We start from the raw sequence: 10251 nt of genomic DNA on the forward strand, positions 1-10251 counted from the left end.
ATTGAGATTCTCAAGGTTTTAATTATGTCCCAGGAGGGATTCGAACCCCCGACCGACGGCTTAGAAGGCCGTTGCTCTATCCAGCTGAGCTACTGAGACAACACAGTCACACCAACAATTTGAGACGTTTTTAAACTCTACTAGGAATTCGGTCAAATTACGTTTTTAGACCGAAACTATCTTTGAACCAATGATAACATTATACAAGCCTATTGCAAAGCTCAGTTCGTTTCGTTAGCAACTTCAATTCGTGTGGGTATATGAGGTCACCTTTATATAGGAAGATACCCTACCTCAATATTGGAAACTACGCCCCCCTATTTCCTTATAAGCTCTGTTTGCGCTCATAAGGAGAAACAATGAAAGCAAGTCAACATCAAAGCATAGGAACGCTCACAGGATGTTCCCAGATGTCATTATTTGTTTTGACAATACAAATAAAAAAACGAGATAAACACTTGGTTTACCTCGCCTCATTGCTACTCGTATTCTCATGCTTCTCAACCGCCTGAACTTGCTCTATACGCTCTTTTGAACTCACCTGAGCAATTTACATTTGCCTTCGTAGGAGCGCTCATAAGCTATTCTCCGACCTTGCACTTGCCCTATCAATGTTCTACCTGCTCATGTAAAAGAAGGATTTTACTTTAATCCTCTTTAAATATTCAAATTATAATATATTGAATACTTAAACAAGTGTTCTACCGTCACTAATTCTAAAATAGCCTTTTGCCATTGGTCTATTTTTGATAATTTTGAAGATATATCTTCCTTTTATTTATCTGTTTGTTTTTGCTTCTTTTCCAAATACTCCGCACGTATTTTTTCAAGTTGCTGCTTTTTATCAAATTTGGCAGGCTTGTTTTTTTCATGATAATTTGTCACAGCTGCCTTACCTTTGTTATCCAATTGATATTTCCCCACTTTGTTCACCTACTTTTCTTGTCTTTAAAGAGAATCTATTCAACAAATATAATATACCTTATTTTACTGAAGTAAACCTTATTAGTGTACTGCTAACCTTGCATACATCAGTATAACATTAAAAACTTAGTAAAATAAATTATTGCCAAATGGGATTCATTTACTATTTTTTATCTTCTTTCATTTATTAATAATTCCTACAAAAAAACCTTGAATGAGTTGTTAGTCATTCAGACATTCCTGGTAAAAGGACGGATGGCATTACCACCTGCTCCTTTAAATTGTTCCTCCATCTGCACTAGACCCTTACTGGTTCCTAAAACTTCCGAAAAGAGCTTGTAGTGGGCGGTAGTTGCTTTCACCCCTTTAATAGAATTGGTAAGCTCTTTACTGTCAGTGTGAAATCCACATCAAATAATCCTGTCTTTTTCGTCATAATAAAAAATCCTCCATTCAATTGAATTGGAAGATAATTTCGTGTCTTATTATACGTAAATGTTAGGGTACAAAAAAGGGATTCTGCACCAGTGACCGAAGCCCCGACCGAATCCCTAATTCGTCTCAAACCCTGTCATATCAAGGCTTGAACTGTGTCTTAATTATGTCCCAGGAGGGATTCGAACCCCCGACCGACGGCTTAGAAGGCCGTTGCTCTATCCAGCTGAGCTACTGAGACGTGCGTTTCAAACTTGCTTTCATTCCCTAAGGACAATACTTAGTATATATTGCTTAAGGAATAAAGTCAACGCTTTTTTAAATCTTTTTTATTTCCATGAAATCTACTGTTTCCGACGCCATATTCTTGAATGTTACACGCACCGTTTCGTCCCACTCCACTACAGCATAACTCGCTTCTTTCCCGCCCCGGGGTTGCATTGTACTCCCCGGATTCAAGAACAGAACTCCGTCTTTCATCTCAGCACCATACAAATGCGAGTGGCCAAACAGAACGATATCTGCCCCACATTCTTTTGCATAATAATAAAGCCCTATCAACGATTGTTTCACATCATGCTCATGGCCATGGACAGCTAGGACCGTCTTCCCCTCTATCTCGACCACAACGGACGCTGGGAACCTAGAATCCCTGTCACAGTTTCCACGAACTTTGTGCATTGTATGTAAAACTGAATCATCAAATGACAGTTCACTATCGCCGCAATGGAAAGTCGCGTCCGCAGAAAGTGTAGAAACGGCTTTCACCGTTTCTTTATCTCCATGCGAATCACTCATAACAACAATCTTCATTCTGAATCACCTACACCCGTCATAATGTGTGGTAATTTAAGTTTCAACTGGGCTAACGCCGCTCCCCTGTGTGAAATCTTGTTTTTCTCTTCAGCTGACAACTCTGCCATTGTTCGATTTAATGCCGTCACGAAAAAGATTGGATCATAGCCGAAACCGTTTGACCCTTGCCGTTCAGTACGAATCAAACCTTCACAGCTGCCTGAAAACGTTTCTGTTTTCAAACCTGGTCCAGCTACCGCCAGTACACAGCGGAATCTAGCACTACGATTACCCACAGAAGCCGTTTCTAGCTCCTGTAGTACTTTGTCGATATTTGCATCATCATTCTTCACTACGCCCGCGTAACGCGCGGAGTAGACGCCTGGTGCACCGCCAAGCGCTTCGATTTCAAGTCCACTGTCATCCGCGATAACGATTTTACCAAGAAGGCGTGCCACGGTCTCTGCTTTCAGAATCGCATTCGCCTCAAATGTATCGCCCGTCTCTTCTACATCGATATTCCCTTCGATATCATTCAATGTAAGAACTTTTACACCCAGTGGTTTGAACAGCGCTTCAAAATCTTTTGCCTTGCCCATATTATTCGTGGCGATCAATACTTCCTTCATGATTCACCTTGCCCTTTCGGTTTGATCAACTGTGAAATAAGTCCAAGCGCTTCTTTTTGCACTTCGACTAATTGGTTAATCCCTCCTTCTGCAAGTTCCACTAGACCGTTCATCTCAACGCGCGTAAATGTCGATTCTTCGCCTGTTCCCTGAAGCTCGACGAAAGCACCAGCCCCAGTCATAACAACATTCATATCGACAGCAGCCGAGGAATCTTCAATGTAGTCAAGGTCAAGAATGAGTTCTCCCTCAACAGTCTTCCCTACACTTGTTGCAGCAAGGAAATCAGTTATTGGGAACTTAGCTAATCCTTTTTCAATGTGCAGTTTCGAGATCGCCATTGCAGTTGCAACGAATGCACCCGTAATCGAAGCAGTACGTGTACCACCATCTGCTTGGATAACGTCACAATCAACCCAAATCGTCCGTTCACCAAGCGCCTCTAAGTCTATGACGGCGCGCAGAGCACGGCCTATTAAGCGCTGTATCTCCATCGTACGTCCGCTGACCTTACCTTTTGAAGCTTCACGTTGCGTTCTTTGTCCAGTAGCGCGTGGCAACATGGAATATTCTGCTGTTATCCAGCCTTTTCCGCTATTACGTAAAAAATGGGGAACACGCTCTTCTATAGATGCTGTGCAAATCACCTTCGTATTTCCGACCGTAATAAGAACAGAACCTTCGGGGTGAATTAAATAATCCGTTTCTATTGTTACCGGCCTAATCATGTCGGCCATTCTTCCATCATGTCTCATATCATGTACCCTCCATCATTCAGATTGCGCATTCATCTTATCATAACTCATTTCATATACGCAAAAACCCGGATGTCCAAATCTGGACATTCCGGGTTTTTCATAATTCAATATAGCTAACATCAGGCTTTTCTATCGACAACCAGTCTTCAACAATTCCTTGGAAAGTTTCCGACGCGCCTGTTGTATAAAAAACAGGCGCCACTCTGCTATCAGCGATGCGTTCAATGCCGTTAGAAAGTAGAATACGTTCAACATCACATACTGTTTCTACCGCTGATGAAATGATCTTTACATTATTCGGTAGCGAAGTTGTAATATACTGCTGCAATAACGGGTAATGTGTACATCCCAATATCGCTGCATCAAAATCTTCACCCTCGAGTGCACGCAGCGTACGGTCAACAATGACGCCTGCAATTTCTGATTTATACTGACCACTTTCGACAATTGGAACAAATTCAGGACACGCAAGTGAGTAAACCATCGCATTCGGTGAAAGAACATGGATTGCATCATCATAAGCGCCACTTTTAATTGTTCCCGTAGTCCCAAGTACAGCGATTTTCCCCGTCTCGGACGCATTAACTGCAGCCCGTGCACCTGGCGCGATAACGCCGATGACAGGAAATGAAAATCGTGCTCGGATATCATCGAGTGCAACAGCTGTAGCTGTATTGCAAGCAATGACAAGCATTTTTATCCCCATTTTGGAAAGTGCCGATGCCATCTCCATTGTGAACTCCCGGACTTCGTCAATTGGCCGGGGACCATATGGACACCGGGCATCATCTCCTATGTAGACGATTTGTTCATGTGGTAGTCGATTGAGCATCTCTTTAACTACGGTTAGTCCGCCGACGCCCGAATCAATTACTCCAATTGGTGCTTCCACTAATATCCCTCAATCCTTTTTCATCTCTTGATGTAGTTTACTCAGTAAATCTGAGAAACCCTTCACTTGTTGTTCATCGAAGTCTACCAACACGGAATTCAAATAATGCCGGCGTTTATCTATTACTTCTTCGATTACCCGTTCACCTTCGCTGAGAAGATGAATTCGTACAACACGGCGATCTTGATCATTGCGGACACGCTTCACAAGCGAGTTCTTCTCCATCCGATCGACCAAATCAGTCGTAGTACTGAATGCAAGGAACATCTTGTTCGACAAATCCCCAATCGTCATATCTCCATGTTCAAATAGCCACTGTAAAGCAACGAATTGAGGTGGGGTGATTGTATAATTGCTAAGAATTCTACGACCTTGTTGTTTGATGATTGCTGCAATATATCGTAATTCTTTCTCCATATGCGCAACTTCATCTGTATATTGAATTTTTGGTGGGTTATTTTCCATCAACTAAACCAGCTCCCTGAAAACAATTACTGTTTACCTATTGTCCCCCTTTTCGACACTTATGGCAATACCTAATAAATTGATGGAAAAAAACGTTAAAAAATAGCTGTTTGAGGACTGCATGATGCAGGTCAAACAGCTACTGTTGCAGGGCATCAATCACTAACACTCAGTTATGATCGCCCTTTCATTACTTACACTTGCTTCAACGCAATTGCAATTCTCCCAACCGCAACAATTCAATTACCGCTTGTGCTCTTCCAGAAACACCCAGTTTTTGAATTGTGTTCGAAATATGGTTGCGAACAGTCTTTTCGCTGATTCCGAGCCGCCCCGCGATATCTTTTGTCGTTTGATCTTCAACGAGCAGATTAAAAATTTCTCGTTCTCTTGCCGTAAGCAAAGAACGGTTTTTAGAGTCCTCTATCAAGACGCGCCCTCCTATCCACTTTCACTTTAAAATATGTGAAGAAGCGTCGAGCTGTGCCGGCTACATCATTATTTAGTTTACAAAGAGTATTTTCTCCTCTTCAGACCACGGAATACCTTTGCCCGTCTGCCTGCCAATCTGAACCATTGTACCCCGTCCAGTGAAGACGATTTCATCTTTGTCGTTCTTACCCATGTAGTGAATATCGACGGAGCTGTTGCCGACTGTGGCAATTTTAACGAATACTTCAAGCTTTTCATCAAAAAAAACTTGCTTCACAAAATCACATTGAAGATCAGCAACGACCGGAAAAGAAGCTCCCTTTGGATCAAGCCAGTTATTCATAAGCCTTATTTCTTTTAAAAACTCAATCCTCGCAAGCTCAAAATAAATAAACGGTACCGTGTTGTTCAAATGACCATACATGTCCGTCTCTGAAAAACGAACGGATACAGGTACAGAAAATTTGAATTCCGATGCCCATGTTGATAAATCCTTTATGTATACTGCTCTCATCTAGTAACATCTCCCCGAATAAAATGAATACTCATTCACTCTACCAAATATCTCCTGATAAATGAAGCCCACTATATATTTCACACTACTTTTTTAGAATTAACTAGGTGGTATAACGAACAAATCTAGCGAAGAAGCGACAAAGCGGTATCGGAAGAACACCCCATTCGCTAAGTGCCGACTATATAAACAAAAAAAGCCCCGCTGAGGCATAATGCCGTAGCGGGGCAAGAGACTGAAATCAGTCTACCATTTGGTCACTTCCGAAGAAGTTTTTGAACATTTGTACGTTCGTTGCACGGTTCATCGCTGCAATCGAAGTAGTCAAAGGAATTCCTTTTGGACATGCAACAACACAGTTTTGTGAGTTACCGCATTCGCCAATTCCACCGTCTGTCATAATCGTCGCCAGACGTTCGTCTTTGTTCATTGCACCTGTAGGATGCGTATTGAACAGGCGGACTTGTGACATAAGTGCAGGTCCCATGAAGTTCGAATTATCGTTAACGTTCGGGCATGCTTCAAGACATACGCCGCACGTCATACATTTTGAAAGTTCATATGCCCATTGACGTTTACGCTCAGGCATACGAGGTCCTTCACCAAGGTCATATGTGCCGTCAATCGGAACCCATGCCTTGATTTTTTTCAACGAATCAAACATGAATTCTCTGTCAACAATCAAATCGCGAACGACTGGGAATGTCTTCATTGGTTCAAGTTTAATCGGTTGTGTAAACTGATCCACAAGTGCTGTACAAGATTGGCGTGGACGTCCGTTGATAACCATCGAACATGCCCCACAGACCTCTTCCAAACAGCTCATTTCCCAGTTAACTGGTGTTGTTTGCTTACCTTCTGCATTGACCGGGTTACGACGAATTTCCATTAAAGCAGAAATGACGTTCATATTCGGTCTATATTCTAATACAAAACTTTCCCAATAAGGTTGTGATTCAGCAGTATCCTGACGTCGAATTTCAAAACGGACCGTTTTCTGCGCAGTCTGCTGCTGAAGATCCTTTACTGCTGTAGTGTTCTCGCTCAATTAAATCAATCTCCTTTCTTCGCGGAGTAATCGCGTGTACGTGGTGGAATCAAGGAAACATCGACTTCTTCATAATGGAAGATTGGAGCAGAATGTCCATCGAATTTCGCCATCGTCGTTTTCAAGAAGTTTTCATCATCACGATTCGGGAAGTCCGGTTTGTAATGGGCTCCACGGCTTTCGTTACGGTTCAGTGCACCAAGTGTGATAACACGTGCCAAGTATAGCATGTTTTTCAACTGGCGCGTAAATGTTGCGCCTTGGTTCGACCAAAGTTGTGTATCCGTAATATTGATGTTTTCATAACGTTTAAGAAGCTCAACGATTTTATCGTCTGTCGCTTGTAGTCTGTCATTGTAACGAACTACTGTTACGTTATCAGTCATCCATTCGCCAAGTTCTTTATGAAGAACATAAGCGTTTTCAGTACCGTTCATTTTAAGCGTATCATCCCACTTCTGCTGCTCCTCTTTCACTGCTGCGTCGAAGATTGTAGAAGGAAGGTCCACTACAGAACGTTTTAAACCCTTCATATATTTTATAGCATTTGGTCCTGCGACCATACCGCCATAAATTGCTGAAAGGAGTGAGTTTGCGCCAAGACGGTTTGCACCGTGCTGTGAATAATCACATTCCCCTGCCGCGAACAAACCTGGGATACTTGTTTGCTGATCATAATCGACCCATAGTCCGCCCATTGAATAGTGAACAGCTGGGAAGATTTTCATCGGTAATTTACGTGGATCATCGCCTGTGAATTTCTCATAGATTTCAATGATACCACCAAGCTTAATGTCAAGTTCTTTTGGATCCTTATGCGAAAGGTCCAGATACACCATGTTTTCACCGTTGATACCTAACTTTTGGTTAACACAAACATCAAAGATTTCACGTGTTGCGATATCACGCGGTACTAGGTTACCGTAATCTGGATACTTTTCTTCAAGGAAATACCAAGGTTTTCCGTCTTTATAAGTCCAAACACGTCCACCTTCACCACGCGCCGATTCACTCATAAGACGCAGTTTATCGTCTCCCGGAATTGCTGTTGGGTGAATTTGGATGAACTCACCATTTGCGTAGTGTGCTCCTTGCTGATAAACGATCGAAGCAGCAGAACCTGTATTGATGACAGAGTTTGTCGTTTTCCCAAAAATGATTCCGGGTCCGCCTGTTGCCATAATAACTGAGTCGCCCTTAAATGCTTGGATCTCCATTGTTTTCATGTTTTGCGCTTTAATACCGCGACAAACGCCTTCTTCATCAAGAATGACACCAAGAAATTCCCAATGTTCGTATTTCGTGACAAGTCCAGCAACTTCATGACTTCGAACTTGTTCGTCTAGTGCATATAAGAGCTGCTGCCCTGTAGTCGCACCTGCGAAAGCCGTACGGTGATGCATTGTACCTCCGAAACGTCGGAAATCCAGAAGTCCTTCTGGCGTACGGTTGAACATAACGCCCATCCGGTCCAATAGACTGATAATTCCTGGTGCTGCATCCGTCATTGCTTGTACCGGTGGCTGGTTTGCAAGGAAGTCACCGCCGTATACAGAGTCATCGAAATGGATTGAAGGCGAGTCGCCCTCCCCTTTCGTATTTACTGCACCGTTGATGCCACCTTGTGCACATACAGAGTGGGAACGTTTAACCGGAACAATTGAGAATAAGTCAACCGGCGTACCATCTTCAGCCGCTTTGATAGTTGCCATCAGGCCGGCTAGTCCACCGCCGACGACAATCAATCTGCTTTTTGCCATTATTGTTTCACTCCTCAAATTATAGGTGATCTCATATTTAAATAATTAATTTGCTATATATATTGAAATAAAGAATTCCGTCGAATCCGCTTCGGCGCTCGGGGATGCCTCCCGCCCTAAGGCAAGCTAGCTTCGCCGCCAGTCTTTGGGCATCGGCTCCCCTTCGTTAGGCGCCTTCGCTTAATTTATATAGGTATTCATTTGTTCAACATATATATTAAACGAAAGCAAGTAATGCTTGTACACCGATTACGGATAGAATTAGGAATATTGCCATCGAAATATACGTTACGATGGTTTGTGAACGTGGAGATTGTGTAATTCCCCAACTTACTAGGAATGACCAAACGCCGTTCGCCAAGTGGAATGTAGCTGCTAGGACACCTGCAATATAGAATGCAAGCATTAATGGATTCGATAAGATGTCAGCCATCATATCGAAGTCCACGTCAGCTCCCAATGCTTTTTGAACTCTTGTTTGGAAGATGTGCCATGCAATGAAGATTACAAGGAATACGCCAGTAATACGTTGCAGCATGAACATCCAGTTACGGAAAGTCCCGTAACGCTGTACGTTGTTTTTCGCTGTGAAAGCTATGTACACACCATAGAACGCATGGAACATAAGTGGGATGTAGATGATGAACCATTCTAAAAACAATACGAATGGTAAGTTCCCCATGAAATCGGATGCAGCATTGAATGCCTCTGGGCCACGTGTGGCAAAGTGGTTAATCACTAAGTGCTGGGCAACAAAAAGCCCCACTGGAATGATTCCGAGCAGTGAATGAAGACGACGCAAATAAAAATCTGATTCTCTCGACAAGTCTTTTACCCTCCTTTATTAACTGAGTCCTTCAGTGCTCCTCTGTCATCATTTAGACATGAAGCGACCGTTGACGACGTACCTCTTCGTGGTACAATATTATGACATAACCATTGTACTCCTCCGTTTTGAAGAGGTCAAGACGATGTGGGCTTTTCGACACGCCCGAATTTAACATATTATTATTCTCTATGATTCACTAATGCCATCATTTAACCGAAAGGGTTGCATATTCGATTGGAAAATACTACATATGATTCACCAACCCGTTTTGGCTATGAAATTTTACGCGATCACGTGTTGCCAAGTATCCTCGGTAAAAATGAAGACGATATCCTCTATTGGGCCGGAAAAGAAGTGGCTCGAAAATTCCCGATTTTTGGTATTGATGAACTTCCCGAATTCTTTCAAGAAGCTGGGTGGGGGCCTCTTCATCTCGAAAAGACGTCGAAAGATGAGGCTTTTTATTCGCTAAAAAATGATTTTGATACAAATGCCCACAACAGATCTTGCCAACTTGAAGCCGGTTTCATCGCACAACAGTATCAGAAATTTAGTGGATTACTCACTGAGTGCTACGGAGAATCGAACGCGAAGGATGGTCTCATACACTTCCAAGTTAAATGGGACTTAAAAACGAAAGTCGAGGTATAAGAAAAGCGTAAGCGCCTTGGTAGACCCGACAAGCGCTGGAGGGCCTTAAGAGAAAGGCGCACTTTGCCTTTAACTTAAGGACTGAAGCGACTCGAGGGGCTAGGCGCTGGAGTCTAGAC

The 10251-nt window shown here is 42.8% G+C and carries 12 protein-coding genes and 2 tRNA genes; 1 reads left to right on the top strand and 13 read right to left on the bottom strand.

The genetic code is table 11. The features are described 5' to 3' along the window. Positions 1-25 precede the first annotated feature (25 nt). From I2484_RS20035 to I2484_RS20095, 13 genes are all read right to left on the bottom strand, one after another. Positions 26-99: transfer RNA gene (locus I2484_RS20035), tRNA-Arg, on the bottom strand. A gap of 675 nt (positions 100-774) precedes the next feature. Further along, entirely contained in the window at positions 775-924 is a 150-nt protein-coding gene (locus I2484_RS20040; RefSeq protein WP_187047396.1) for a hypothetical protein, read from the bottom strand. Between the two features lie 602 nt (positions 925-1526). Next, positions 1527-1600: transfer RNA gene (locus I2484_RS20045), tRNA-Arg, on the bottom strand. 77 nt (positions 1601-1677) lie between these two features. After that, positions 1678-2172: a metallophosphoesterase gene (locus I2484_RS20050; RefSeq protein WP_207152830.1), complete on the bottom strand. Its 495-nt coding sequence runs from the start codon at positions 2170-2172 to the stop codon at positions 1678-1680. Further along, positions 2169-2783, bottom strand: coding sequence for an XTP/dITP diphosphatase (locus tag I2484_RS20055; protein ID WP_207152831.1), 615 nt, complete (start codon positions 2781-2783; stop codon positions 2169-2171). Before I2484_RS20055 ends, I2484_RS20050 begins: the two co-directional genes overlap by 4 nt. Next, a complete protein-coding gene (gene rph, locus I2484_RS20060; RefSeq protein WP_207152832.1) occupies positions 2780-3538 on the bottom strand; it encodes a ribonuclease PH in 759 nt (252 codons plus the stop codon). The genes I2484_RS20055 and rph overlap by 4 nt, the downstream gene beginning before the upstream one ends. Positions 3539-3638: 100 nt before the next feature. Continuing rightward, positions 3639-4433, bottom strand: coding sequence for a glutamate racemase (gene racE, locus I2484_RS20065; protein WP_207152833.1), 795 nt, complete (start codon positions 4431-4433; stop codon positions 3639-3641). 9 nt (positions 4434-4442) lie between these two features. Then, positions 4443-4898: a MarR family winged helix-turn-helix transcriptional regulator gene (locus tag I2484_RS20070; protein WP_207152839.1), complete on the bottom strand. Its 456-nt coding sequence runs from the start codon at positions 4896-4898 to the stop codon at positions 4443-4445. Positions 4899-5103: 205 nt separating this feature from the next. Beyond that, complete coding sequence (locus I2484_RS20075) at positions 5104-5328, bottom strand: helix-turn-helix domain-containing protein (protein WP_067207867.1); 225 nt, start codon at positions 5326-5328, stop codon at positions 5104-5106. A gap of 72 nt (positions 5329-5400) precedes the next feature. Further along, positions 5401-5844: an acyl-CoA thioesterase gene (locus I2484_RS20080; RefSeq protein ID WP_207152834.1), complete on the bottom strand. Its 444-nt coding sequence runs from the start codon at positions 5842-5844 to the stop codon at positions 5401-5403. 241 nt (positions 5845-6085) lie between these two features. Next, a complete protein-coding gene (gene sdhB / locus I2484_RS20085; protein WP_207152835.1) occupies positions 6086-6892 on the bottom strand; it encodes a succinate dehydrogenase iron-sulfur subunit in 807 nt (268 codons plus the stop codon). A gap of 5 nt (positions 6893-6897) precedes the next feature. Beyond that, positions 6898-8652: a succinate dehydrogenase flavoprotein subunit gene (gene sdhA / locus I2484_RS20090; protein ID WP_207152836.1), complete on the bottom strand. Its 1755-nt coding sequence runs from the start codon at positions 8650-8652 to the stop codon at positions 6898-6900. 217 nt (positions 8653-8869) lie between these two features. Beyond that, positions 8870-9478 (bottom strand): succinate dehydrogenase cytochrome b558 subunit, encoded by a 609-nt coding sequence (locus tag I2484_RS20095; RefSeq protein WP_207152837.1) that lies wholly within the window; start codon positions 9476-9478, stop codon positions 8870-8872. A gap of 237 nt (positions 9479-9715) precedes the next feature. Between I2484_RS20095 and I2484_RS20100 the strand changes: the two genes are divergently transcribed. Further along, positions 9716-10132, top strand: a complete 417-nt coding sequence (locus I2484_RS20100; protein ID WP_207152838.1) for a YslB family protein — start codon at positions 9716-9718, stop codon at positions 10130-10132. The last annotated feature ends 119 nt before the right edge of the window (positions 10133-10251 follow it).

The organism is Sporosarcina sp. E16_8 (assembly GCF_017347095.1).
GTDB lineage: Bacteria > Bacillota > Bacilli > Bacillales_A > Planococcaceae > Sporosarcina.